The sequence below is a fragment of the Nonomuraea salmonea genome, from assembly GCF_042428605.1.
GTDB lineage: Bacteria > Actinomycetota > Actinomycetes > Streptosporangiales > Streptosporangiaceae > Nonomuraea > Nonomuraea salmonea.
Genome location: NZ_JBHMCF010000066.1, coordinates 21879 through 47708 on the forward strand (window position 1 = coordinate 21879; position 25830 = coordinate 47708).

Sequence of the window (25830 nt, forward strand, 5' to 3'; positions counted from 1 at the left end):
GCCACGATAACCGGCCCCTCCAGCGTTAGTGCGCGGTGGTCACAAGCTCGTCATATGACAGCACAGGAAACCCGCTCGCCGGAAGGCGGAATACGGACGAGGAGCCGGTGACCGCGACTTTTCGCACCGGGCGGAAGGCGCGAGCGGGAAATGGCGCCTTTCCCGGCGGTCAGGACGCGGTGGCGGTGGCGGGCTCCCTGTCGTCCCCGGGCACGGCGGGCCGCTGGGGGCCGCGGGCGAGCACGTACACGAACAGCACGGCCATCACCACGACGCCCGCCCACATCGCCTGCTGCCAGCCCGCCACGAACGACTCCCTGGCCGCCAGGACCACTGTGTCCGCGTACGGTCCCGCCGCGTCGATCGCGGTCGCGACGCCCTCGCGCGCCCGCCCGGCCACCTCCTCGGGCACACCGGACAGCCGCGCGCCGACCGCGTCGCGGTAGCCGGCCGACAGTAGCGCGCCGAGCAGCGCGACCCCGAGCGCGGTGCCGAACTCGCGGGTCACGTCGTTGAGCGCGGACGCGACACCCTGCCGCTCCCGTGGCAGCGCGGCGGTGATGGCCTCGGTGGCGGGCGTCATCGACAGCCCCATGCCGGCGCCCATCGCCAGCATGCCGGGCAGCACGGACAGGTAACCGCCGGGAACGGAGACGATGGAGGCCATCAGCGCCAGCCCGGCCCCGGCCAGCAGGATCCCGGTGGCCATGGTCGCCCGCGGCCCCACCCGCGCCGCTAGCCGCGCCGCCAGCCCCGAGCTGAGCATCATCAGCACCGCCATGGGCATCAGCGCCACCGTGGACAGCAGCGCCGTCCAGCCGAGCACCGCCTGCAGGAACGGGAAGAGCACCACGAAGATCCCCGCTTGGACGCCGAACACCGCCAGCAGCGTGACCGACCCTCCCGCCAGGCCGCGCTCCCTGAACAGCCGCACGTCCAGCAGCGACGCCTCCCGCCGGCGCAGCTCCCACGCGACGAACCCGGCCGCCGCCACGAGACCGGCGGCGAGCGCGGCCAGGATCTCGGGCGCCGCCCAGCCGCGTACGGGACCCTCCTGGAGCGCGAAGATCAGCCCCGCCACGGCCACGACGGAGGCCACCGCGCCCACCCCGTCGAAGCGGTGCCCGTGACGCTCGCGCGAGTCGGGCACCGACCGCACGGTCATGACCAGCGCCACCACGACCAGGGCCAGCGGCAGGACGAACGACCACCGCCAGGTCGCGACGTCCACCAGGGCGGCCGACAGGAACATGCCGAGGATGCCGCCGCCGCCCGCGACGCCCGTCCACACGCCGATCGCCCGGCCGCGCTCCTGGGCCGGGAAGGTGGAGGTGATGACGGCGAGCGTGATCGGCATGATCATCGCGGCGCCGACGCCGCTCGCCAGGCGGGCGGCCAGCAGCACCTCCGCCGTCGGGGCCAGCGCCGCAGCCGCGCTCGCCACCCCGAAGACGGCCAGCCCGGCGATCAGCATGCGCCTGCGGCCCCAGCGGTCGCCGATCGCACCGAGCGGCAGCAGCAGCGCGGCCAGGGTGAGGGTGTAGACGTTGATGATCCACAGGATCGTGCTCTGCGCGGCGTCCAGCTCGACGGCCAGCTCGGGCTGGGCGACGTTCAGGCCGGACACCGAGGCGATCACCGCCATCAGCGCGACGCAGACGGCCACGAGGATCGCGCGCAACCGGCGCGGCTCGTACGTGCTCATGAAAGGGTCCTTTCGCAGGTGGTCCTGCGAACGTAGCCGCGACTTGCCGCTGACGCATAAGCTGTTGCCCATGACGCAAGACGATGACGACCTCGACAGCCTGGTACGCAAGAGGATCCGCGCCCTGCGCGTCGCCCAGGGCTGGTCACTGGAGGAGCTGGCCGCCCGCGCCAAGCTCAGCCAGTCCACGCTCAGCCGCATCGAGAACGGTCAGCGCCGCCTCGCGCTCGACAGCCTCGTCACCCTCGCCCGCGCCCTCGACACCTCGCTCGACCAGCTCGTCGAGACCGCCGGCGACGACGTCATCAGCAACCCCATGATCGACGCTCCCCACCAGCTGATGCGCTGGCCGGTCAAGGCCGACCCCGGCCTGAGCGTCGTACGCCAGCGCATCACCGAGCCGCCCCCCGACAACCCCGCGCGCATGCGCGCCCACCCCGGCCGCGAATGGCTGGTCGTCCTGTCCGGCACCGCCGTGCTCCTGCTCGGCAACCGGCGGCTGCGCGTCGAGACGAACCAGGCGGCCGAGTTCCCCACGATGCTCCCGCACGCCATCGGCGCCGAGGGGCGGCCCTGCGAGATCCTCGGCATCTTCGACCGCGACGCCCGCCGCGGCCACCGCCCAGCCCAGGAGACCTGAGCCCCTACGAGGCGGGCGTCAGGCGGTAACGGATCGGCAGGCGCTTCAGGCCGCCGACGAACGTCGTCGCCGTCCACGCCGGCTCGCCGTCCAGCTCGACGCTCTCCAGCCGGGGCAGCAGCTCGGCGAACAGCGCCGCCACCTCCATCCTCGCCAGCGCCGCCCCCAGGCAGTAGTGCACGCCGGTGCCGAAGGCCAGGTGCCGGTTCGGGTCGCGGGCGACGTCGAAGCGGAACGGCTCGTCGAAGACGTCCTCGTCCCTGTTGGCCGACGGGTACGACAGCAGCACCGACTCGCCCGCCGCGATCGGGACACCGCGTACGTGGGTGTCGGCGCGGGCCGTGCGCATGAACGACGTGACCGGGCTCACCCAGCGGATCATCTCCTCCACGGCCGTGGGCAGCAGGCCGGGGTCGCGGCGCAGCAGGCCGAGCTGATCGGGGTGGCGGATGAGCGCCTCCAGCCCGCCCGCGACGGTGGAGCTGGTGGTGTCGTGGCCGGCGGTGGCGATGAGGATGTAGTAGGAGGCGATCGTGGTGTCGTCGAGCAGGCGGCCGTCGATGCGCGCGCCCGCGACGCAGGAGGCCAGGTCACCGGTCGGCCGCGCGCGGCGGGCCGCGGTCAGGTCGTGGAAGTACGCGAACAGCTCCTCCAGGGCGCCCATGTGCGCGCCCGGCGTGCCCGCCGCCGGGCTCCCCTTGTCGCGGTCGTCGTGGCCGAACAGCTGCTGGGTGAGCCGCAGCATCAGCGGATAGTCGGACTCGGGCAGGCCGAGCAGGGCGAGGATCGCGTACAGGGGGTAGGGCGCGGCGATCTGCCGGGCGAAGTCGCAGGTGGAGCCGTGCTCGGCCATGAGATCGACGTGCCTGCGGGCCAGCTCCCGCACCCGGTCCTGCAGCGCCCGCATGGCCTTCGGACGGAACCAGTCGGCGGCGATCGCCCGCAGCGGCCGGTGCTCGGGCTCGTCGAGGTGCACGAGACTGGCCAGCGCCTTGCCCTGCGCGCGCCGCTCCTGCAGGGCCGCGTCGAGCGCGGCACTGCGCAGCACGGGACGCGGCGCGTTGAGCCAGAGCGTGTGGTCACGTTCGACGGCCTGCACGTCGTCATGCCTGGTGACCGCCCAGAACGGGTTATAGCCGTCAGCCTGCACATAGTGGACGGGCGCCTCCCGCCGCAGCAGCGCGAGCGCCGCGTGCAGCAGCCCCTCATCGGCGTACGCGGCGGGCGTCGCCAGCACCCGCCCCGCCTCGGCGACGGTCAAACCGTGGACGCGTTCGTGTGTGAGCGGGTCGGTGGGTGATGGCGATGGCATGATGGCGGGCTCCTGGTCGGCGGGTGTGCGGACGGTGGTGCGCCGCCTGCTGGGGAGGACGCTCCCGAGCCGCGGTGGAGCCCGCCCCCCGGCGGACCGGCCCCCGCCTGCATTATGACCCCCAGAACGCCGGGCGCGCCGGAGCCCGAGGGCCCCGGCGCGCGCTTTCCCGCTGCCGACTCAGCGGTTGGAGACCTCGGCCACCAGGCGGGCCAGCTCCAGGCGGTCCACGTTCGGGCCCGGGGCGGTGGCGTTGCCGATGGTCAGTGCTCCGTCACCCGTCTTGAGGGTGAGCGGGGTGGCCTGGGGCCAGAACTCGTCCCAGGCGTAGTTGTGACGGAACACGCCGCGTGTCGTCGTGCCCCCTGCTTCCGCGATGTCGAGGTGCCGGCTGATCACATCCGTGTTGTAGGGGTGTCCGGTGTTCCTGTCGGCGTTGGCGTAGTGGACGACCAGCACGTACGCGCCGGGGCCGAAGCCGTCGGGGCGGGCCAGGGTGAGGGTGCCGGCGGAGGCGCCGCCCAGGTCGGTGACGTACGCGCCGCCCGAGGCGTTGGACGCGCTCGTCCCGGGGACGGTCACCGTCTTCGCGGCCCCGCCGAGCGGCGCCCGCTCGGCCTCCACCCGGTGCACGGTCCCGTCCGACGCGGTGGCCCTGACCGTGGTCAGCGCGCGCAGCTCCAGCCGGGCCGGGCCGCCCACCTCGACCTTGGAGATCCCGGCAGGCAGGTAGACCCGCGCCCGCGACGCGCCCTCACCGGGCCGCGTCGCGCGCAGGCCGGGGATCTCCCGGCCGTCCACGGAGACCCGCAGGTCACCACGCCCGCCGGCGTGGTAGGAGAAGGTCAGGTCGTGGTAGCCGTCCGCACGTGCGGCCACGAAGTACGTCGCCCGCGCCTTGCCGCCGAGCACCACGGCCGGCCCCTTGCCGCCCCTGGTGATCCGCGCGCCGCCGGACAGCCGCGCCTCGTCGGCCCCGTGGACCGCCCGATGCGGCCCGCGCACCTCCGTCAGGTCGAACCTGTCGAGCGTCACGTCACTGCCCGGCAGCCGCGTCCCGTCGCCGGTGCTCGTGCGCAGCGACAGCTCGTGCGTGCCCGCCTTCAGCTCGATCTCGACGTCGGTCCTGCCCCGGTAGGTCCACCCGAGGTCCGCCGAATACTGGACGATCCGGTCGAGCTTGCCGTCCACGAAGAGCGCGTGCCGTCCAGGCGCCTTGTTCGTGCCCTGGTAGACGCCCAGCCGGTAACGCCCGTCGCGGGGCACCGTGACCGGGAACGTCACCGCGGAATCGTCCTGGTTCATGCCGCCGACGTCGCGCTTGCCGGACGTGGCGTACAGCTGCGGGTCGGCCGTCGTGTCCTGGTCGAAGACGCGGGCGGCCGTGAGCGTGGCCGACTCGGCCTCCACCGACACCGACCACGGCGCGTCCGCGGCGGGCGCGGGGCCGCTCGACGGCACGACCGTCACCCGGTACGCCGCCATCACGTCACCGCCCGGCACGTCCACCGTGATCGCGCCGCCCGACACCTTGGCCCGCGTCGCGGCGACGACCGGCGGCTCGGCCGCGTCGCCCTCGTACCCGGTCCAGGTCGTCTTCGACACCACGACGTCCACCCGGTCCCCGAAGACACGGCGGTCGAGCCCGGACACGTCCAGCCTGACCGGCGCGGCGCCGCCGCCGACCAGGATCGTGCCGCGCCGCGCGGACTCGTCGAGCGCCGCGACCGCCTGCACGGTGTCGGCGGCGTTCAGGCGCGGCGGGGTCACCTTGACGGTCTGGCCGGTCAGGTCCGCGTACCACTTGAGCAGCCACCAGCCGCCGTTCGCCTGCCGGGTGCGCACCGCGTGGTCGCCGAGGTTGCCGGCGTACGTCCAGTACGCCATGTCCGCGTCCACCTTGGTGTCCTCGAACAGGGAGATCCACTGGATCATCTGGCCGGGCACCGACATGTCGCGGCGGTTGCCGTACTCGTCGATGTTGATGGGCAGCGGGCCGATGCCGAGCTCGCGCTCCATCGCGCGGTAGTGCTCGTAGTGCGAGCGGTAGTCGGCGAGCCGCTCGCGCTGCAGCTCGTGCCAGGCCATGATGTCCGGCAGGCAGTCGTCCTGCCCGGCGCAGGGCGTCTCCTTGGCCCAGGTGAGGAAGTCACGCAGCCGCTCCGGACGGTAGAACGCCTCGTTGGGGCCGACGATGCGGGCATCCGGGTCGATCGAGCGGATGCGCTCGAACACCGCCTTCCAGTCAGAGAAGAAGCGCTCCCTCTGAGTGGCCCAGTCCTCGTACCAGATCCAGTCGGGCTCGTTGAACGGCACCCAGACGAATCTGTCCTTGTCGCGGGGCCGCTCGCGGACGACCTTGCGCACCATCGTCTCGACCTTGGCCAGGTAGTCCTCGATGCCGAGGTCCTGGTACGGCCAGCGGCTGTAGACGTCCTGCATGTAGATGACGACCTCGTCGCCGCCGGCGGCGAAGAACCCGTCGGCGACGGTCAGCGCGTCGCCGTTGGGGTGCTGCTCGCCGTCCGGGGCCTTCTGCGCGACCGTACGCGGACGCGCGCCGGCCACCAGGCTGTCCCCCGGCACGCCGGGGTCGGACAGCGCGTAGAGACCGCCGGTAGCGCCGCCGTGCACGGGGCCGGTGCGCTGCGCGAAGTCCACGGCGACCACGTCAGGCCCCGCCGCCGTGGCGGGCGCCGACGTCAGCGCGGCCAGCGTCACAAAGGCGACGGCGGACGCGAGGGCCTGCCGTCCTAACCGGTGTCTGGGCATGGGACAACCTCCTGTGAAAAGGGGGGCTACTTGACGGCACCGCCGGTGATGCCGGAGATGATCCTGCGCTGGGCGACGGCGAACACGACCAGCAGCGGCAGGCTCATGAGGATGATGTAGGCGAAGATCAGGTGCCAGTTGCTGAGGTACAGCCCGGCGTTGGCCACCTGGAACAGGTTGAGCGGCAGCGTGTCCAGCCGGCCGCCGACGACGAAGAAGGCGTAGAAGACGTCGTTCCAGACGTACAGGCAGATGAGGATGGTCGCGGTGGCCAGCACCGGGCGCAGCAACGGCAGGATGACGGAGAAGAACACCCGCAGCGGGCCCGCGCCGTCCATGCGGGCGGCCTCCTCCAGCGACAGCGGCACCGTACGCACGAAGCCCGTCACGAAGAAGATCACCGTGGACAGGTAGATGCCGACGTAGACCCCGACCATCCCGACCAGGCTGCCCGCCAGGCCGAGCTGGCGCAGCAGCAGCACGATCGTCACCACGGCGGGCGGCAGCACGATGCCGCTGATGGCCAGCGCGTACAGCACGGCGACGAGCCGCGAGGCGCGGCGGGCGAGGATCCACGACGCCATCGACCCCAGCGCCAGCACCAGCGCCACCGACGGCGCCACCACCAGCACGCTGCCGACGAACGCCTTCGGCACCTCGCCCTGCTCCCAGACCTGGGCCAGGTTCTCCCACAGGTGCCAGCTCGACGGCAGGGACAGGTCCGGCGAGAGCGCCTCGGCCTGCGACTTGCCCGCCGTCACCACGACCAGCCACAGCGGCACGCCCATCACGAGCAGGACGAGCACGACGACCGCGACGGGACGCAGCCGCGCGGCCAGGCCCCGCGAGAGCGGCGGGCGGGCGGCACGCGCGCGGGCCGGACCGCCGAAGACAGGCGCCGTCACAGGATCTCCTCCCTCTTGCGCAGGATGCGGATCACCGGGAAGGCCAGCAGCGTCACCATCAGGAACAGCACCAGGCTCATGGTCGTGGCCTGCGCGAACAGGCCCTGACCGAAGGTGCGGTAGATGAAGATGTTGAGGATCTCGGTGCTGCGGGCCGGGCCGCCGCCGGTGAGCGCCTGCACGATGTCGAAGCCGTTCATCGAGCCGAGCAGCGCGGTGGCCACGTTGAACGTGATCGCCGGCGCCAGCAACGGGAAGCGCACCGCCCAGAACGCCTGCCACGGCGAGGCCCCGTCCATGCGGGCCGCCTCCGCGACGTCCTCGGGCACCGACTTCAGCCCGGCCAGGTAGATGAGCATCGACAGGCCCATCCACTTCCAGGCGTGGATGACGGCGGCCAGCACCAGCGTCCACGTGGTGCTGCCCAGCCAGGCGACCTCCACCTGCTGCGCGGTCAGCGCCGACAGCAGCCCGTTGAGGCTGCCGTCGGGCTTGAGCAGGGCCTGGAAGAGGTAGCCGACCGCCAGCGCGGACATCAGCACCGGGATGACGAACACCACCCTCGCCGCCCTGTTGAGCCAGGTGTCCCGCTCCAGCAGCACCGCCAGGCCGAAGCCGAACAGGTTCTGGAACACCGCCACCAGCACCGCGTAGATCAGGGTGACGCGCAGCGCGCCGAACAGCGTGCCGTCCGACAGCAGCGCGGCGAAGTTGTCCAGACCCACGGGCCGGATCTCGCTCTTGAAGCTCGACCAGTCCGTGAACGCGTAGATGAAGTTGAACAGGGTCGGCAGGAAGAAGAAGACGAACAGGATCGCGAAGGCCGGGACGAGGAACCACATCGGGTGCGTGCGGTTCCTGCCCGCCCCGGCGGGCGGGCGGCGCGTCCCCTGGGCGGACCGCTCTCTGGTCATGAGCACTGCTGCTCCCAGGTCAGAAGCCGGGCGCGCCGGCGGCCTTGGCGAGCTGCGCGAACTGCTTCTGGGTGGCGGCCGCCACCTGCTCGGGCGTCAGGCTGCCGGTGATCATGTCGGCCAGGTTGAGATAAAGGTCGGGGTTCGCGACCGCGAGCGACTGCATCGACCCCACCGACTCGCCGAGCGAGGCGTGCACGTCCTTCAGCGCCTGCGGCACCCCGTCGGGCGTCGGCACGTCAGGACGCAGTGACACGGTCTTGCGGTCGGCGACGAACGTGCCGTAACCCGGCCCCATCCAGTACGCCAGCAACTGCCGCGCCGCCGCCTCCCGCTTCTCGTCACCGGTGCGGAAGGCCACCAGCGCGTTCGACTGGTCGGGGATCGACGTGCCCACGTTGCCGGACGGCGAGATCGGGAAGAAGCCGATCTTCTCATCCAGCTCGGCCGTGTCCGCCTTGGCCTGGAGCTGCCCGAAGAACGAGTTGACCTGCACCGCCATCGCCGCCTTGCCCGACAGCAGCGCCTCGCCCTGGTCCTCGAACGCCGCCGTCTTGATGTCGGCGTTGAACAGCCCCTCGTCGATCAGCCCCTTGTAGGTCTTGATCGCGTCCAGGACCGTCTTGTCCTCGAACGTCTCCTTGCCGGTGTTGATCCGCTCCCACAGACCGTCCCTGGCGGCGTCGGCGAGCTGGACCTGCACCCACCACTGGGTGGCCCACTTGTCGCCGGCCATCTCGAAGAACGGGGTGACGCCCTTGCCCTTGAGCGTGCGGGCCAGCTCCACCATCTCGTCGAACGTCTTCGGCGGCTCCTTGACGCCGTTGGCCGCGAAGACCTCCTTGTTGTAGTAGACGCCCTCGACGGCGGGGCTGGTGATGAGCGCCGCGTACCGCGTCCTGTCCAGGATCCCGGTGATGTCGCGCAGCTCGGGCGAGAGCCTCTCGATCCACGGGGCGCCGTCCAGCGGCTGCAGGTTGGCGCGGGCGTTCAGCGCGGTCAGCATCGACGCCGTCGGCTGCCAGAACGCCAAGTCCGGCTTGTCGCCCGTGGCGACCTTGGTCTGCACGCCCTGCTCGTACGGGTCGGGGACGGTGACGACCTCCACCTTGGCCCCGGTGGCCTGGGAGAAGGCGTCGGTGACCGCCTTGGGGACGGTGGTGCTGTTCTGGGCGGCCCAGATGGTGAGCGTCACCCCGTCCAGGCGGGCACTCGGGTCGGGCCAGGTGGCCGGGGCGGCCCCGGCGGTGGCCGCCGGCCCGGCGGCGGGATCGCTGCAGGCGGTGAGCGCCAGGAGGGCGGCTGCCGCGACCATGATCGCGGTACGGGGGGCGGTTCGCACGATAACGTCCTTCGGTCTCGTCACGCTGTCGGCCGGTTCTGGGGGACTAGCGGGGGCGGAGGTGCAGGATGCGGGCGGTGGGCGGCGGTACGTCCGCCGTGACGGTCAGCGCGGCGGCCCCCGGATCCCAGGCGAGCCGCCAGCCCTCGGCCGCCTCCGGGTAGGCGACCGTGGCGTCCAGGTCGCGGTCGCGCAGGTGGGGGAGGGAGAGCACGGCACTGTCCGGCGCCCCCGGCCGCCGCCAGACGGTCAGGTAAAGGTCGCCGGCCGAGGAGCCGTCGGCCGGGGCGGTGTGGGCCGGGGCGGTGTCGGTCGGGGCGGCGGCGCTTGAGGCGGCGCCGGTCGAGCGGGCGTTGTCGGGATGGGCGGTGTCGCGGAGGCCGAAGGCCAGCCAGGGGTCGTCCCAGCCGGGCAGGCCGAGCGGCCAGCACGCGGTCGCGCGCGGCAGCACCGGGCGCAGCCGTCCGTGCACCGCCACGCCCTCCCTGACCAGGGCGAGCCGGCGCTCGTCCATGAGGTGCAGGTTGCCCGACAGATAGAGGCGGCCGAGAATCCCGGTGCACATCGCGAACACCACCTCCTCCTCCGTCATGTCCGGCTGCGGGTACGCCCAGTTGGCCGCCTGCTCGGGCAGCACCGACAGGGGAGCGGCGGCCGCGATCGGCGGGTAACGCAGGAAGTCCTGCTGGTCGCTGGTCGACTGCAGCTGCAGGCGCGAGAGCATCGCGTAGTCCATCCGCATCGCGCCGGACGCGCAGTTCTCCAGCACCAGGTGCGGATGGCGGTCGAGGACCGACTCCAGCCAGGCCAGGTGAGCCCGGTTGTGCGCGAGCAGCCCGGCGCCGGCGCTGGGCGCGTCCACGTCGGTGCCCGCGCCCGGGTTGATGTTGTAGTCGAGCTTGAAGTAGCCCACTCCCAGCTCCGTGACCAGCCGGTCCACCACCTGGTCCAGGTGCGCGACGGCGGCCGGATGGCGCAGGTCGAGGTGGTGGCGGCCGTGCTCGGCCACCCGTACGCCGCCGCGCCGCAGGAACGCCTCGTCCGGCAGCTTCCCGGCCATCGGGCTGCGCACCCCGATCACCTCGGGCTCCAGCCACAACCCGGCCGTCATGCCGCGCTCGGCGATGCGGGCCAGCACCTCCTCGATGCCGCCGGGGAACCGGGTGCTCGACGGACGCCACTCGCCGACGCTGTCCCACCAGTCGCCGCCGTCGTCGTACCAGCCGGCGTCCACGCAGAACACCTCCGCGCCCGCCGCGGCGGCGGCGTCCACCAGCGGCAGCAGCTTGTCCGTCGTCGGGTCGCCCATCGTCGTGTTCATGTAGTCGTTGAACACGACCGGCAGCCGCTCCCGGTCCGGATGCGGACGCCGCGACGCGCGCCGGTGCGCGGTCAGCGCCGCAGCCGCGCCCGTCAGGCCGTCGGCCGACACCGCGACCGAGACCGGCACCGTGGTGAACGACTCGCCGGGTGCCAGCGGGTGACTCCACTGGTGGTCGAGGTCGGTGGGGCCGGACAGGGCGGCGTAGACGCCGTCCAGCCGGTCGCCGACCTCCCAGCGCCAGGGGCCGTTGTGCTCGATCTGCCACAGCCACGTACGGCCGGAGCCGCGCTCCGACAGGCCGCCCATCGGGACGTACCGGCCGCTCGACCACGTGCCGGAACTGGTCAGCGCGAACGCGCCCCGGCCATGGCCGTGCCCCTCCAGGCCCAGGTCGGGCAGGTGGTCGGCGAGCGGGCGCCGGGTCCAGCGGCTCTCGCCAAGCCAGGCGCTGTCGGCGTACAGGACGTCGAGGTCGCTCGCCGGACCGCCGTGGAAGCCGGCCGCGAACGAGGTCACCGCCAGCAGCGGCACCGGGGCCGTGCCCAGGTTCGTCACCCGGACCGACGCCCGCACCGCGGGCACACCGTCGTACGACTCCAGCAGCAGCTCGGCGCCCAGCTCCGACGCCTCGTCCCGCAGCCGCACCCGCAGCTGGTGCCGGCCGTCGTGCGACGAGCGGTCCGCGCCCGCGTACCGCAGCCTGAGGCCCACCGCCGTCTCCGACAGCCGCTGCGAGGCGCGCGCCCGGCCCTCGCCCGGCACCAGCACCTCCACGACGGGCTGGGACGTCCGCGGGGGCGCCGCCGCCTGGCCAGGCGACAGCTCGCGCAGCGTCACCGGGCGATCCGGATGGATCTCCAGCGCGAGCGCGAGCCCCGAATGGCCCCAGCGCAGGGTCTCCACGACATCAGCAGGCATGCAAGCTCTCTCTTTCGCGCACTCCACGGAGCCGGCCGTGATGTGACCGGTCACATGCCCGCCAGTGTGAACGGTCACACGCCTCCGGCGAAAGCCTCCTTTGCCGGATCGTTACCTGCGTGTTTCGAGCGAGCCCGCCTCTGACGGCCGGTGGCGGCGTGTTCGAGCGGGCTCGCGGCGGAGGGGCCGGGAGTGGGGAGTGTTCGGAGTGAGCCCGCGTCAGGTGGCCGAGGGCGTGTTTCGGGGGAGGCCGCGTCAGGTGGCCGGGGGCGGGGCGGTGGATTCGCGGATCATCAGGGCCGGGGGGACCAGGCGAGGGGTCGGCTGGGGGTGGCCGGAGAGCTCGGCCATGGCGGCGTCGAAGCAGGCGCGGCCGAGCCCTGGGAAGTCCATGCGTACGGTGGTCAGCGCCGGCGTCCAGTAGGCGGCGCCGGGGATGTCGTCGAAGCCGACGATGCTGACGTGACCCGGCACGTCCTTGCCGGCGTCGTACAGCGCCCGCCGCACCCCCTGCGCGATGTCGTCGTTGCCGCACAGGATGGCCGTGACCTGCGGGTCGGCGGCGAGCTCGCGCCCGGCCGCGTACGCGGAGGCGATGTCCCACCCGCAGCCCAGCACCTCGGGGACGGCGGCCCCGGCGGCGTGCAGGGCGTCGCGCCAGCCGGCCAGGCGGCCGCCCTGACCGCCCTCGGACGGGATCGCCACGTGGTGCACCGTGCGGTGGCCCAGGTCGAGCAGGTGCCGGGTGGCGTCGGCCGCGGCGCCCCGCTCGTCCAGCGCGATCGCGACCCTGCCACGGTCGGGCGCGGCCGGCTCGGCCACCGCCACGGCCGGTACGTGGGCCGGCAGCGCCTCCAGCACCGTGACGCCGGTCGTGTCGAAGGCGATCACCACCACGGCCCCGGCGCTGGCGTCGCTGACGTATTCGACGGCCTGCCGCACCTCGGCCGGCTCCGCCGACTCCACGACCCGCACGCCCACGGACATCCCGGCCGTGCGGGCCGCCTCCTCGATGCCCTGGAGGGTGGCGGCGTAGCCGTAGAGGACGGTGTCGGAGGTGACCACGGTGATGCCGCGCGCCCGGCCGAGGCTCAGCGCGCGGGCCGTGCGGCTGGGGCGGAAGCCGAGCTGCTCGATGGCGGCGAGGACGGTGGCGCGGGTCTCGGGGCGCACCCTGGGCGAGTCGTTGAGCACCCGTGAGACCGTCTGGTACGACACTCCCGCCGCTGCGGCGACGTCCCTGATGCTGGGTACGGCGGCGTCACGGGACGCGCGCGGGGAAGTCGGAGCCACCTCCCCATCGTATGACCTGATCATCCGCCCCCAACCCGGCCCGGTCCCCGCACGAACGCCCTTTCCGCGCGGCAGCCGTCTCGACGGAGAACGCGCTCTCCCGCAACGCGAACGGGAATTGATTGCGGCCGGGTAAGGACCGACGCCCGCCGAAACGGTGTTTCGGCGGGCGGAGGGAATGGCAGGCGGGTCGGGGTGAAGGGTCAGGTGCGGGTCCAGCGTTGGTTGGTGCCGCCGGAGCAGTCCCAGATCTGCAGGCGGGTGCCGTTCGCTGAGCTGACGTCGGTCGCGTCGAGGCACTTGCCCGACTGCGGGTTGACGATCTGGCCGGTGCCGGAGTTGTAGGTCCAGCGTTGCGCGCCGGTGCCGTTGCAGTCGTAGAGCTGCACCTTCGCGCCGTTCGCGGTGGAGCCGGCGGTCACGTCCATGCACTTGCCGAGCGCGCGGACCGAGCCGTCGCCGTTCCAGCTCCAGCTCTGGGCGCCGGTGCCGTTGCAGTCCCAGAGCTGGACGGGGGTGCCGTTGGCGGTGGCGGCGCCGGCCACGTCGACGCACTTGCCGCCGATGCCGGTGATCTGGCCGCCGCCGCCCGTGGTCGGCGGGGCGTAGACGCGGACGTAGTCCACGGTCAGGGTCTGCGGGAACGTGGTGCTGCCGTCGGGGTAGCCGGGCCAGTTGCCGCCGACCGCCACGTTCATGATCATGAAGAACGGGTGGTCGAAGACCCAGCGGTTGCCGCCCAGGTCGGCGGGGGTGCGGCGCTGGAATTCGACGCCGTCCACGTACCAGACGATGAGGTTCGGCGACCAGTCGACGGCGAAGGTGTGGAAGGCGTCGGCGAACGGGGCGCCGATCGTGTAGCCGGCGCCGATGCCGCCGCCCCCGCTGTAGCCGGGGCCGTGGATGGTGCCGTGGACGGTGTTCGGCTCGCGGCCGATGTTCTCCATGATGTCGATCTCGCCGTTGTCCGGCCAGCCCGACGTGCCGCCGAGCATCCAGAAGGCCGGCCAGATGCCCTGCCCGCGCGGCAGTTTCATGCGCGCCTCGAACCGCCCGTACGTGCGGGTGAAGGTGGCGGCGGTGAGCAGGCGGGCGGAGGTGTACTGGCAGGTGCCGTAGTGGCACTGGTAGTTGGCCGGGTTCTCGCGGCGGGCGGTGATCACCAGGTTGCCGTTGCCGTCCTTGGCGGCGTTGCGGGTGCTGTCGGTGTAGTACTGGTGCTCGTTGTTGCCCCAGCCGCCACCACCGATGTCGAAGCGCCACTTCGAGGAGTCGACGGCGCTGCCGGCGGGGCCGTCGAACTCGTCGGACCAGACGAGCGGGCCTGGAGCGGGTGCGGCGCTCGCGGTGCCGGTCATGGGAGCGACCAGAGCGGCGATCGCGGCGAGGGCGGTACCGATGGCGAGCAGCGTTTTGGAACGGGGGGTGCGTGCCAAGTGGGTTACCTCATCGGATCCATGGGTGTGAGTTTACGGAAACCTTCCGACAAGGTGAGTGCTCCTGTCAAGAGAGCGCTCTCTCACTTTTCCCCAACGGATTTCTGCCGCTGGTAATGGCGGGCGACGCGCACCCGGTTGCCGCAGCGGGCGGCGGCGCACCAGCGCCGGCGGGGGTGCGCGGGCAGGAACAGCGTCACGCAGTCGTCCGCCTCGCACGCGCGGACGGTGGTCACCGCCGGGTCGGCCAGCAGCTCGGCCGCCGCCTCGGCGAGCCAGGCCGCCAGCCGGTCGGCCGCCGAGCCGGCGCGCCGCCGGGTGGCGGTCGCCGCGGCGCCGTCCCAGGCCAGCTCGCTGATGGCGGGCGCGGCGCGCTGGGCGCGGTTGAGCGCGTCGAGGGCCTCCTGGGGCGGCTGCTCGCCCCGCCGTACGCACTCCAGCGCCCGAGCCGTGTGCTCGCGCACCTCGCGAACGGCGGCGAGGCCGGCGTCGGAGACCGCGAGGTCCCGGACGTCGGGGAACCGCGCGGCCTCCAGGTCCAGCCACCCGCGCAGGGCCTGCGGCGTGGCCAGGTGGTCGCCGTCTGCGTTGCGGGTGTTGACGAGGTCGAGCGCGAGTGGCTCGCCGACGAGGGGACCGGGATCGCTCATGTCCCTAATGGTATCCGACGGGTTTGACACATTAGGAAGCGCCAGGTTGTATCTAATGCATCAGCTACGAAGGAAGGCATTAGAAATGACTGCACCAGCCCGCACCGCGCACCGCCACGTCGACGTCGAAGGAGTCCGCGTCTTCTACCGCGAGTCCCTTCCGGACCGCGCAGACGCGCCCGTCCTGCTGCTGTTGCACGGCTTCCCGTCGGCCTCGCACCAGTACCGCGGCCTGTTCGACCGGCTCGCCTCCCGCTACCGGCTCATCGCCCCCGACCACCCGGGCTCCGGCCACACCGAGGCCCCGGCCGGCTACACGTACACCTTCGACCGGCTCGCCGACCTCACCGAGGGCTTCGTCCGCGCGCTCGGCCTGACCCGCTTCGCCCTGTACGTCTTCGACTTCGGCGCCCCGGTCGGCTTCCGCGTCGCCGAGCGCAATCCCGAATGGATCGCGGGCCTGATCGTCCAGAACGGCAACGCCTACGCGGACGGCCTGTCGGACGCCGCGATCGAGCTGCTCTCACAGCGCCCGGACATGCCAGGCGCCGAGCAGCGCGTGCGCGCCGAGCTGACCCTGGACGCCGTCCGCGCCCAGTACGTCACCGGCGTCCCCGACCAGGCCCTGGTGGCCCCGGACGGCTGGACGCTCGACCACCACTTCCTGGAGCGGCCGGGCCGCAGGGACGCCCAGGCGGCGCTGCTGTTCGACTACCACACCAACGTCGAGAGCTACGACCGCTGGCAGGCATGGCTGCGCAAGCACACCCCGCCCGCCCTCATCGTGTGGGGCGAGCACGACCCGTTCTTCACCGAGGCGGGCGCCCGCGCGTACCTGCGTGACCTGCCCGATGCCGAGCTGCACCTGTTCGGCACCGGGCACTTCGCGCTGGAGACCCACGTCGCGGAGATCGCCCCGCTCGTGGCGGCCTTCCTGGACCGCACTCAGTGAAGGATGGCGGTGAACGTCCGGCCGTAGGCGTGCCGGGTCGCCGCCCGGACGAGGGTGCCGCCCGGCACGCGCCGTACGGTGACGCCCTCGCCGGCCTCCGACACCCGCAGCGGCCGGCCGGGCACGAGCACCGAGACGTGGTCGCGCCGCATCGTCGGGTCGGACAGGGCGACCTCGGTGCGCCTGCCCGACTGCCGCACGATGAGCGCGGCCGGGCCGTCCACGAGCAGGCGGCCGGCCAGGCGCGGCCCCTTCGCGAAGACGGTGCAGGCGGTGATGCCGAGCCCCTCGTGCCGGACGGCCTGCACGTCGCGGGTGTTGGCCACGACGCTGACCGGGCCGCGGGCGTAGCGGCGCAGCGCGGCCTCGGTGGCGTGGGGGACCAGCGCGTACGCCAGCGCGTCGTCGCCCGCGACGGTGGCGGTGAACACGTTCTTGGTGACGGCCGTGTCGGGGTTGCCGGTCCTGACGACCCTGCGGCTGCGGGTGACCGTCTCCAGCCCCGCCGCGACCGGCCGCCTGGCGAGGAAGGCGTAACCGACGGAGGTGCCCCGGGTGCCGTTGGCGTAGCGCAGCCACCGCAGGGGCGTGGCCGCGCCGCCGGCCTGCCAGGCGCGCCCGTCCCAGCGCTCGCCGGTGAGCGCGACCGCGTCGCCCGGCGCGGCGATACGGCTGTCGACGGTGGTCACCACGTCGCGCCCGCCCTGCCCTGAGATGCCGGCCGCCAGCACCACGATCTCGTCGTCGAACATGAACCACGACTTGGTGGCGCGCGCGTTGCGGTAGGCCACGAAGTCGTCGGGCAGCAGGCCCTCCTGCTTGGCGGTGTAGGCCACGTCGTCGGACTGCACCATGCCCGCCACGCCGTACGCGCCGAGCGTGGCCCCGCCGGAGAAGGCGTTCTCGCCGCGCGGGAAGTACACGTAGGTGTTCTGCGACTCCGACGAGGACGTGAAGTTCAGCGGGTGGCCGGGGTTCTCGTACCACAGGCGCCCGTACAGCTCGGGGATCGTCCGCCGCTCCTCCACCGGCGCGGTGACCCCGGCCAGCCGGTACGGCGACACGGTCGTGTAGTAGTCGACCCCGTAGACCTCCCGCTGGTCCTCGCCCGTCAGGTAGAGGTAGTAGGCGCCGTCGCCCTGGAACCAGGGCATGAGGTTCTCGCCGCTCATGTACTCGTACTTGCTGATCCGCTCCGAGCTGCGCGCGAGCGCGAACGCGTAGCCGGGACGGCGGTGCACAGTGCGGTCCATCGCGTTGAACGCCACCGACCGCGCGGCCGGGTTGAGGTCAGCGGCGGGGACGGACGCGTCGGCGCGTACGGCGGCGTAGCGGGCGATGCCGCCCGGCGAGACGAACGTCGTGGTGTCGGCGGCCGGCAGGAACCGCAGGTACTTCTTCAGCGGCAGCGGGTCATCGACGTGCTCGGCCAGGTCGGCGATGGCCTCCACGATCACGTTGAGGTCGGTGTAGCCGCTGGTGGTACGCGAGACCGCGCGCCCCTTGACGATCTCCATCATCCAGCCCTCGAAGATCAGCGGGGCGAAGCCGTCGCTGATCCACCGGTACACCACGGCCGGCAGGTCGGCGAAGCCGGTCGTGGCGCCCTGGAGCATGTTGAGCGTCTGCACCACGCGGGTCAGCAGGGCGCGGCCGTACGAGCCGGTGTAGGCGACCGAGTGGTGCTGGATGAAGGAGCCGTCGGCGTAGTAGCCGTCGGTGTTGCCGTGCCGCAGGTCGTACGGGTCGATCGTGGCGAAGACCGTCGACTGGTCGGCGATCGCCTTGGCGACCCGGGCGTCGTCGCCGGTGAGCGCGCCCTGCAGGATGCGGTTGGCGGTGATGTCGGCCAGGTTCGCGCCGGTGTGGAAGCGGGAGTCGAGATCGACGTCGCCGTCCTTGCCGTTGCGCAGGTAGGCGTCCATCGAGGCGAGGTAGGGCGGGGTGAGGTCGCCGCGCAGCTCGTCGGGCAGCAGGGCGAGGGTCCTGCTGACGTGGGTGGGGATGGCGATCTCCCAGTTGTGCCAGTTGCCGTAGTAGCCGGCCGACTGGTCGCCGAAGTACCGCTCGTGCAGCCAGGCCAGGCCGTCGGCGGCGCGCCGCGCGGCGGTGGCGTCGCCCTCCAGCGCGCTGCCGGGGGTGCGGGTGGCCAGCGCGATCTCGTACAGGTACTGGTAGGCCAGGCGGAGGTTGACGTCGTCGGCGCCGAGCGCCAGACCGGCGAACAGCTCGCCGTCGCCCGCCTGGTCCATGGCGGTCAGCCGCTGCCTGGCGGCGTTGACGATGGCGGTGAGCTTGCCCGCCACCTCCGGACGGGCGTTGACCTCGGGGGTGCCGGCGAGGATGGCGACGGTGTTGGCGAGCAGGCGGCCGTGATCGACGGCCTGCACGGCTCCTGACGCGGCTCCTGACGCGGCTCCTGCCACGGCTCCTGACACGGCGGCTGGACCGGGTACGGCGGCGCGGGCCGGGGCGGCAACGCCCAGCAGACCGGCGGCGGGGACGAGGGAGAGCACCTGACGGCGGGACATGTGCGGCACTGCTTACTCCAGGCCGTTAGGGGGATACGGCTGGGGCTCACCGTACATGATCGCCGATCGGCTTCACAGGAAGAGCCTCGCCCGTCACCACCAGTGCTGGAGGCCGAAGGCCGTCACGACGATCGCGAGCACCGCCATGAAGGTGATCACGATCGCGGCCGCCACGACCGACGCCCGGCGCAGCGCCCTGTTCACCCGCCGCTTGTGCCTGAGGGCGCGATGGACCGCTCGCTCAGCTCTCATCCGGGAGATGTCCGTACGATCCACAACGCCACTCTCTCGCCGGGCACCGGTCGTGCGCAAGCCTAGGCCGAGGGGCTCATGGCCTGGCGGAAGAACTCCTCCGCGCCGGTCGGGCGGACGCCGGGGTAGCGGTGGTTGTCGAGCGGGTCGAGCTTGCCCTTCCCGCTCACCATGGCCCAGGTGTACTGCAGCAGCAGCCACGCGAACGGGTCGGCCCCGTCGGCCTGGAGGCGGTCGATCTCGGCCTTCAGCTCCCGGACCCCGCCGAGTCTGCGGGCCTGCAGCCGCCGGCCCGAGCCGCGCTCCATCGCCTGGTGCAGCTCCTTCACCGTCAGCACGTCTCCCGCGACCCGCACCGTGCGGCCGGCGGTGGCCGGGTCGAGCGCCGCCTCGGCCGTCCACTCGGCGGTGTCGGTCATGGTGGAGAAGTCGACCGGCTGGTCGCCGTCGCCCCAGTAGCTGAAGGTGCCTGCCCGCCAGTCCACCCAGTTGTAGAAGGGCTGGTTGAGCACCTCCAGGAAGGCGCCGCAGAGCACCGACGTGGTCGCCACGGGGCTGCCCGCGAACGACTCGGCGGCCTTCTTGCGCAGGTCGGCGAAGTCGTTGTCGCCGTGGTCGAGCCGGTCGATGGCCAGCGAGAAGTCGGACGGGATCAGCCGGGGGACCCCGGCCCGCTCGGCCGCGCTCAGGAGGTTGGCCTGGCCGTCGATGATGACGTCCGCGCCGCCCTGGACGGCGGAGACGATCACGTCGGAGCCCTCCAGCGCGCGGGCGAGCCGGTCGGCGGGGTCGCGGATGTCGCCTTCGACGATCTCGACGTCCTGGCCGAGCGCCCTGCGGCCCTCGGTGTTGCCCGGCCTGACGAGGGCGCGGACCGTGGCGCCGCGCCGCTGGAGGCTGGCGATGACGAGGCGGCCGAGCGTGCCGGTCGCTCCTGCCACGAAAACGGTGGACATGCGTGTCTCTCCTTCCCGGCCGGCGGCGGTCGCCACCGGCCGTGTACGTCGCCGAACAACATGGTTGCGCAGGCAACTATTCCATGTAATTGCTTGCGCAGCTAAATTTCTGGGATTGATACGAGCCCGCGCGGCGACCGATACACGATGGATGGGCAGGCCGTCCAGGATGTCCCGAGTGCGCCGCACGGCGTGCCCCGCGTGCCGGGCGGCGCGCGGGCGGCACCACGGAAAGACACGACGATGCCCAGCACCAGAAACCTCGCCCACGCCGCGCTGGCGGGGGCGGCGGTCGCCTGCCTCACCGCCCCACCGGCGGCCGCCGCGGCCGGCGGCTCGCCGCTGGCCGGCGTGAACGCCGCTCCTGGCAAAGGCGCGGAGGCGCTCACCTGGCGGCCGTGTGCCACGACGGCCAAGGACTGGCCGGCGCCGGAGGACACCAAGTCGGAATGTGCGCTGGTGACCGTTCCGATGGACTACGCGAAGCCGGACGGGCGGAAGATCAGGATCGCGGTGAGCCGGCTGAAGGCCGCAGACCCCGCGAAGCGGCGGGGCGTGCTCGTCATCAGCCCCGGCGGCCCCGGCATCTCCAACATCACCGCCCCGTCGAGCTACGCCGCCAACGGCCTGGCCCCGCTGGCCACCGACCACGACCTGGTCGGGTTCGACCCGCGCGGCGTCGGCTACAGCGACAGGATCGACTGCGACGAGGGCACGTTCGAGCCACCGGCGAACGCGTCGGCCAAGGCGCAGGCGAAGGCGCTCTTCGACCACATGGCCGCCGCCAACAAGCGGTGCACCGCCCTGGACCCGGCCTTCGCCAGGCAGCTCACCACCAGGAACATCGCCCGGGACGTCGACGCGATCAGGGCGGTGCTCGGCGTACCGAAGATCAGCTTCTACGGCGTCTCGTACGGCACCGCGGTCGGGCTCAACTACCGCTCGCTGTTCGACACCCGCGTCGAGCGGATGTGGCTGGACTCGGTGATGCCGCCCGTCATGGACCTCGCCGCGATGGACGCCGCCGCGGACGCGGTCGCCGAGCGCAACTTCGACGGCTTCGTCACCTGGCTGGCCGGGCACGACCCCGAATACCACTTCGGCGCCACCCCGCAGCGGGCCCGCGAAGCCGTCTTCGCCCTGCGCGACCAGCTGACCAGGAAGCCGCGCCCGGCGGGCAAGGGCGCCAGGCTGGACGGCGAGTGGGTCAGGAGCCTGCTCGGCCTCGACGCGACCGGCTGGGCCACCGCCGCCAGAGACCTGGCGACCGCGCGCGACGGCGGCGTCCCCCGCTCGGCGCGCCCGAGCTCCGGCACCGCCCCGGTGTACGGCTTCGATGACGCGCCGCTCGGCCTGAACTCCACCCAGTACAACGGGGTCTTCTGCAACGAGGGCACCGGCGGGCGCGACTTCGACCGGCTGTGGGCCGACGCGGAGGCCAGGCGGCGCACGTACCCGGCGACCGGGGGCGGCATCCAGTTCGGCAGCTGGTGCGCCGGCTGGCCGTGGCCCGCGCAGCCGTGGCGGCCGGTCAGGGGCGCGAGCCCGCTACAGGTGTCGGGCCACGTCGACGAGGCCACCACGCCGTACGCGTGGGCCGTGGACACGGTCAAGGCGGCCGGCGGCACCCTGCTCACCGTCCAGGACAACGCGCACGCCTCGCTGGCCAAGCTGCCGTGCGCGGACAAGGCCGTCGAGTTCTTCCGCACCGGCCGCACCGCCACGGGCACCTGCCCCGGCATGCAGTGACCCCTCCCAAAGAACGGACCCCCAGATGCGCATCCTCATGCTCCTCGCCGCCCTCCTCGCGCCGGTGTCGGCGCCGTCGGGCCTGGCCGGCACCGCCGAGGTGAACGGCTGCTCGGGCGCCCTCGTACGCACCCCGGCCAGCACCCCCGACGACCCCGCACTCGTCCTGACGAACGGGCACTGCTACGAAGGCGCCTGGCCGGTGCCCGGCGAGGTGCTGGTGGACCGGCCATCCCACCGCCTCATCCGGCTGCTCGACGACGCCGGGCGACCGGCCGCCGCCGTGCACGCGGAAAGGGCCGCGTACGTCACGATGACCGGCACCGACGTCGCCCTCTACCGGCTCGGCACCACGTACCGGCAGCTGGAGCGCGACCACCAGGTGCGCCCGCTCACCCTCGCGGCCGCCCGCCCCGCGCCGGGCACCCGGATCAAGGTGCTCTCCGGCGGCCTCAAGAAGGTCTTCACCTGCGCGATCGACCGGCTCGCCTACCGGGTGCTTGAGTCGGGCTACGTCACCGAGGACGTGCTGCGCTACACCAAGGCGTGTCAGACCGGGCCGGGCAGCTCCGGCTCCCCGGTCGTGGACGCCAAGAACGGCCAGGTCGTCGGCATCAACAACACCAGCAACCGCGACGGCGGCGCCTGCACCCAGGACAACCCGTGCGAGATGGACCGCGACGGCGTCATCACCAAGCACAAGTCCATCGCGTACGGCACGCAGACGTACTGGCTGACCACCTGCCTCACCACCGGCAACCGGCTCGACCTCGACCGGCCGGGCTGCCTGCTGCCGAGGCCCGATCCGCGGCGCGCCTGAGGCGGTCAGGCGATGGAGCAGGCGTCGCCGTCGGGCGGCCCGAGGCTGGCCAGCAGCAGGAGGGCGGTGTCCCTGCCGAAGGCGGCGATCGCCGCCTCGCCCACCCGTTCGAGGCCGGGGGTGGGCGGGCTGCCCGGCTCGAACGTCGACGCGTCACGGACCAGCGCCTCGGCCTCGTCCAGCACGCCGCGCTGCTCCGCCGTCAGCTCGGGGTTGCCGGCGCGGAAACGGAGCAGCTGCTCAAGCCAGAGATCGCTGCGCTCCTGCGCGGACAGGTCCTGATAGAGCCGCCGCCTCTCGGCCACGGGGCGGGCGATGAACGCGTCGTACGTCTCGTCCATGGGGCTCCTGCCGCTCGGGACGGGTGGACTCTCCCCCCGGGGGAGACCTCATGCTACTCCTCAGCCCCACCACGCCCTGAGGAGATTTCGAGCATGACCATCGTGACCGGCGTCGAGCCCCGCGGCCTGCACCACTGCGAGACCACCGCGCTCGGGGTGCTGCTCCGCCACGAAGGGCTCGACCTGCCGGAGCCGCTGTTGTTCGGGCTCGGCGCCGGCCTGTCGTTCGTCTACTGGGACGGCAAGGCGATGCCGGTGCCGTTCGTCGGGGGCCGGGTCAAGCCGTTCGAGCTGACCAGGAACCTGGCCGCCAGGCTGAACCTGACGCTGACCGTGCAGGAGACCTCCTCACCGCGCCGGGCCTGGCTGAACGTGGCCGCGCCCCTCGACGCGGGCCGTCCCGTCGGCCTGCAGCTCGACTGCTACCACCTCGACTACTTCCGCTCGAAGGTGCACTTCGGCGGGCACGTCGTCGCCATGTACGGCTACGACGGCCACGACGCCTACCTCGTGGACACCGCGCAGCAGGGCGGCGACGTGCGTACCGGGCTCGCCGGCCTGGCCCGCGCCCGCGCGGAACGCGGCCCCATGACCGCGAGGAACCGCTCCTTCACCATCGCCCTGCCCGCGCACCCGGTCCGCTGGCAGGAGCACCTGGTCCCCGCCGTCAGGGACTGCGCCGCCGCCTTCCTCGCCGCGCCCATCGCGAACCTCGGACACCGCGGCATCGCCAAGGCCGCCGCGAAGGTGCCCACCTGGTGGGACCGCGCCGAGGACCCGCGCCGCGACCTGCCGCAGGCGGCACTCCTCATGGAGCAGGGCGGTACGGGCGGCGGCCTGTTCCGCGCGCTCTACCGGGACTTCCTCGCCGCCTGCGCCGAGCTGGTGGGGGGTGCGGAGCTGCGTACCGGTCACCGGCTGTACGCCGAGGCCGCCGGCCTGTGGACCGACGTGTCGGCGCTGATCGCCAAGGCGGGGGAGAGCGGCGACCCCGGCCACCTCGCCCAGGCCGGGGCGCTCCTGCGCGACCTGTCCCGCATCGAACGCGAGGCCATGGAGGTGCTGATTACCCTTTCCTAGGGGTATTAGGTATAGCCTAGTGCAGTAAGTTTTATGCCTAGGAAGGGTCGGTGACCTATGGCGCGTGCCGGGCTGACCGTGGAACGCGTGACGCTCACCGCCGCGGACCTGGCCGACGAGGTCGGGCTCGACCACGTCACCATGTCGGCGGTGGCGCGCCGGCTCGGCGTCAAGGACGCCAGCCTCTACGCGCACGTACGCAACCTGGAGGACCTGCGCGGGCGGATCGCGCTGCTGGGCGCGGACGAGAAGACCATCCGCATCGCCGAGGCCACCGCGGGGCGGGCCGGCAAGGACGCGCTCGTCGCGTACGCCGACGCCTGGCGGTCCTACGCCCACGACCATCCGGGCCGCTACACCGCGACCCAGGTCCCGATCCCCATCGACCCCGAGCTGGCCGCCAAGGCGGCGGGGCCGCGGCGGGCGGTCGAGCTGACGTACAGCATGTTGCGGGCGTACCGGCTGGAGGAGCCGGACCTGACCGACGCCGTCCGCCTGATCCGCAGCGCCCTGCACGGCTTCGTCAGCATCGAGGCGGCCGGCGGCTTCGCCCACGCACGCCCGGCCACCGACTCATGGCCCCGCTGCATCGAGGCCCTGCACAACGCCCTCGAACACTGGCCCACCCGCGAAGAGGAAACCCCGAAATGACCACCCCACCCACCGACCGCCCGCGGAGAGAAGGCACAACCCCGCCCACATCACGACACCGCGCGGACAGCACCACGCCGACGACGGGCCGGCTGCCCGTGGACGACGCCACGCCGACGACCGGACGGCTGCCCGTGAACGGCGCCACGCCGACGACCGGACGGCTGCCCGTGGACGGCCTCGCCCCGACGACGGGGCGGTTGGGTGTGGACGGCGCCACCCTGCACTACGAGGTGCGCGGCAGCGGGCCGCTCGTATTGCTGATCCCCGGCGGGACGGGCGGCGCCGCCTCCTTCGACGCCGTCGCCGACCGGCTCGCCACCGCATACACGGTCGCCTCCTACGACCCGCGCGGCCTGACCCGCAGCCCGCTCGACGACCCCGACGCGCCCCAGCGGGTCGAGCAGCACGCCGAGGACGCCTACCGGCTACTGGACCTGCTCTCCCCGGACGCCCCCGCCCGCGTGGCAGGCTGCAGCTCCGGTGCGATCACCGCCCTCCACCTGCTCGCCACCCACCCCGGCCGCGTGCAAAAGGTGGTGGCCCACGAACCCCCGCTGCTAGAGGTCCTCCCAGACGCCCCCCAACACCGAGCCCTCCTCATCAGGGTCCAGGACACCCTGCAAAGGGAGGGCCTGATGCCCGCAGCAGCCATCTTCGCCGCCGGCCTCCAAGCGGCGTCCACCTCACCTGAGTCACCCGCCGGCCTCCAAGCGGCGCCCACCTCACCTGAGCCACCCGCCGACCCCGACGCGAGCCACGCCACACCCACGCCGACCCCTGCTGGGGGTCCGCGGGTGGGCTCTGCCTCGCCTGCGCCCGATGCCGGTGTCCAGGCCGACCATTCCGCCTCATCTGCGCCGGCATCTGCCCCGGGTGCCGAGGCCGGACCCTCCGCCTCACCTGCGCCGGCGCCCGCTGCCGGTGCCGAGGTCGGCCGTTCCACCCCCTCCACTTCCTCCGCCGTACCGGTGGAGAGGAGTGGGTTGCCGCCGGAGGCCGCTGCGAGGGTGGAGCGGACGATGGGGGATATGCCGTACTTTCTCGGGCGGATCGTGCCGAGTTTCATGGGCTATGTGCCCGACCTCGACCGGCTTCAGGCCCTGTCCGAGCGGCTGGTGCTTGCAGGTGGCGTCGAGTCGCGGGGAGAGGTGCCCTACCGGCCGGCGGCGGTCATGGCGGAGCGGTTCGGCACAGAGCTGGTGCACTTTCCCGGTGGGCATACCGGGCTCAGCACGCACCCCGACGAGTTCGGTGAGCTGCTGGCCGAACTGCTGCGGTGACCGA

21 protein-coding genes are annotated in these 25830 nt (G+C 72.7%); 7 read left to right on the forward strand and 14 right to left on the reverse strand.

Features of this window, described 5'->3' with window-relative positions; all coding sequences use genetic code 11:
• Window positions 1–169: 169 nt before the first annotated feature.
• A complete protein-coding gene (locus ACFFR3_RS49825; protein WP_345385299.1) occupies window positions 170–1705 on the reverse strand; it encodes an MFS transporter in 1536 nt (511 codons plus the stop codon).
• Window positions 1706–1775: 70 nt separating this feature from the next.
• Here ACFFR3_RS49825 and ACFFR3_RS49830 point away from each other — a divergent pair, with 70 nt between their 5' ends.
• Window positions 1776–2345 (forward strand): helix-turn-helix domain-containing protein, encoded by a 570-nt coding sequence (locus ACFFR3_RS49830; protein WP_345385298.1) that lies wholly within the window; start codon window positions 1776–1778, stop codon window positions 2343–2345.
• A gap of 4 nt (window positions 2346–2349) precedes the next feature.
• Here the strand turns inward: ACFFR3_RS49830 and ACFFR3_RS49835 are convergent, their stop codons facing one another.
• From ACFFR3_RS49835 to ACFFR3_RS49875, 9 genes are all read right to left on the reverse strand, one after another.
• Window positions 2350–3657, reverse strand: a complete 1308-nt coding sequence (locus tag ACFFR3_RS49835) for a cytochrome P450 (protein WP_379485492.1) — start codon at window positions 3655–3657, stop codon at window positions 2350–2352.
• 180 nt (window positions 3658–3837) lie between these two features.
• A complete protein-coding gene (locus tag ACFFR3_RS49840) occupies window positions 3838–6429 on the reverse strand; it encodes a CBM35 domain-containing protein (RefSeq protein ID WP_345385296.1) in 2592 nt (863 codons plus the stop codon).
• Window positions 6430–6455: 26 nt separating this feature from the next.
• On the reverse strand, window positions 6456–7334 hold the full coding sequence (locus ACFFR3_RS49845) for a carbohydrate ABC transporter permease (protein WP_345385295.1): 879 nt from the start codon (window positions 7332–7334) through the stop codon (window positions 6456–6458).
• The gene (locus ACFFR3_RS49850; protein WP_345385294.1) at window positions 7331–8248 is read right to left on the reverse strand and encodes a carbohydrate ABC transporter permease; all 918 of its coding nucleotides are present in this window, start codon (window positions 8246–8248) and stop codon (window positions 7331–7333) included. The genes ACFFR3_RS49845 and ACFFR3_RS49850 overlap by 4 nt, the downstream gene beginning before the upstream one ends.
• A 19-nt stretch (window positions 8249–8267) precedes the next feature.
• Entirely contained in the window at window positions 8268–9590 is a 1323-nt protein-coding gene (locus ACFFR3_RS49855; RefSeq protein ID WP_379485493.1) for an ABC transporter substrate-binding protein, read from the reverse strand.
• A 46-nt stretch (window positions 9591–9636) separates the two neighbouring features.
• On the reverse strand, window positions 9637–11832 hold the full coding sequence (locus tag ACFFR3_RS49860) for an alpha-galactosidase (RefSeq protein WP_379485494.1): 2196 nt from the start codon (window positions 11830–11832) through the stop codon (window positions 9637–9639).
• Between the two features lie 255 nt (window positions 11833–12087).
• The gene (locus tag ACFFR3_RS49865; RefSeq protein WP_364382714.1) at window positions 12088–13125 is read right to left on the reverse strand and encodes a LacI family DNA-binding transcriptional regulator; all 1038 of its coding nucleotides are present in this window, start codon (window positions 13123–13125) and stop codon (window positions 12088–12090) included.
• A 203-nt stretch (window positions 13126–13328) separates the two neighbouring features.
• On the reverse strand, window positions 13329–14561 hold the full coding sequence (locus tag ACFFR3_RS49870; protein ID WP_364382717.1) for an RICIN domain-containing protein: 1233 nt from the start codon (window positions 14559–14561) through the stop codon (window positions 13329–13331).
• 83 nt (window positions 14562–14644) lie between these two features.
• Window positions 14645–15211 carry a CGNR zinc finger domain-containing protein gene (locus ACFFR3_RS49875; RefSeq protein WP_345385291.1) on the reverse strand — a complete coding sequence of 189 codons (567 nt, stop codon included), beginning with the start codon at window positions 15209–15211 and terminating at the stop codon, window positions 14645–14647.
• Between the two features lie 85 nt (window positions 15212–15296).
• Here ACFFR3_RS49875 and ACFFR3_RS49880 point away from each other — a divergent pair, with 85 nt between their 5' ends.
• The gene (locus ACFFR3_RS49880; RefSeq protein WP_364382720.1) at window positions 15297–16163 is read left to right on the forward strand and encodes an alpha/beta fold hydrolase; all 867 of its coding nucleotides are present in this window, start codon (window positions 15297–15299) and stop codon (window positions 16161–16163) included.
• Here the strand turns inward: ACFFR3_RS49880 and ACFFR3_RS49885 are convergent.
• The 3 genes from ACFFR3_RS49885 to ACFFR3_RS49895 all read right to left on the reverse strand — a co-directional run bounded on the left by ACFFR3_RS49885 (window position 16157) and on the right by ACFFR3_RS49895 (window position 19902).
• Entirely contained in the window at window positions 16157–18694 is a 2538-nt protein-coding gene (locus ACFFR3_RS49885) for a polysaccharide lyase family 8 super-sandwich domain-containing protein (RefSeq protein ID WP_364382723.1), read from the reverse strand. The genes ACFFR3_RS49880 and ACFFR3_RS49885 overlap by 7 nt on opposite strands.
• A gap of 93 nt (window positions 18695–18787) precedes the next feature.
• Window positions 18788–18946: a hypothetical protein gene (locus tag ACFFR3_RS49890; protein WP_345385290.1), complete on the reverse strand. Its 159-nt coding sequence runs from the start codon at window positions 18944–18946 to the stop codon at window positions 18788–18790.
• Window positions 18947–19008: 62 nt separating this feature from the next.
• Window positions 19009–19902 carry an NmrA family NAD(P)-binding protein gene (locus ACFFR3_RS49895; protein WP_345385289.1) on the reverse strand — a complete coding sequence of 298 codons (894 nt, stop codon included), beginning with the start codon at window positions 19900–19902 and terminating at the stop codon, window positions 19009–19011.
• A 243-nt stretch (window positions 19903–20145) separates the two neighbouring features.
• Here ACFFR3_RS49895 and ACFFR3_RS49900 point away from each other — a divergent pair, with 243 nt between their 5' ends.
• Entirely contained in the window at window positions 20146–21651 is a 1506-nt protein-coding gene (locus ACFFR3_RS49900) for an alpha/beta fold hydrolase (RefSeq protein ID WP_345385288.1), read from the forward strand.
• A 25-nt stretch (window positions 21652–21676) separates the two neighbouring features.
• Window positions 21677–22471: a trypsin-like serine peptidase gene (locus ACFFR3_RS49905; RefSeq protein WP_364382727.1), complete on the forward strand. Its 795-nt coding sequence runs from the start codon at window positions 21677–21679 to the stop codon at window positions 22469–22471.
• 5 nt (window positions 22472–22476) lie between these two features.
• Here ACFFR3_RS49905 and ACFFR3_RS49910 read toward each other — a convergent pair whose 3' ends face one another.
• On the reverse strand, window positions 22477–22812 hold the full coding sequence (locus ACFFR3_RS49910) for a bacteriocin fulvocin C-related protein (protein ID WP_345385287.1): 336 nt from the start codon (window positions 22810–22812) through the stop codon (window positions 22477–22479).
• Window positions 22813–22905: 93 nt separating this feature from the next.
• Here ACFFR3_RS49910 and ACFFR3_RS49915 point away from each other — a divergent pair, with 93 nt between their 5' ends.
• The 3 genes from ACFFR3_RS49915 to ACFFR3_RS49925 are packed head-to-tail and all read left to right on the forward strand — an operon-like array spanning window position 22906 to window position 25826.
• The gene (locus ACFFR3_RS49915; RefSeq protein WP_364382730.1) at window positions 22906–23892 is read left to right on the forward strand and encodes a BtrH N-terminal domain-containing protein; all 987 of its coding nucleotides are present in this window, start codon (window positions 22906–22908) and stop codon (window positions 23890–23892) included.
• Window positions 23893–23949: 57 nt separating this feature from the next.
• Window positions 23950–24543 (forward strand): TetR/AcrR family transcriptional regulator, encoded by a 594-nt coding sequence (locus ACFFR3_RS49920; RefSeq protein WP_345385286.1) that lies wholly within the window; start codon window positions 23950–23952, stop codon window positions 24541–24543.
• Window positions 24540–25826: an alpha/beta fold hydrolase gene (locus ACFFR3_RS49925; RefSeq protein ID WP_364382736.1), complete on the forward strand. Its 1287-nt coding sequence runs from the start codon at window positions 24540–24542 to the stop codon at window positions 25824–25826. The genes ACFFR3_RS49920 and ACFFR3_RS49925 overlap by 4 nt, the downstream gene beginning before the upstream one ends.
• The last annotated feature ends 4 nt before the right edge of the window (window positions 25827–25830 follow it).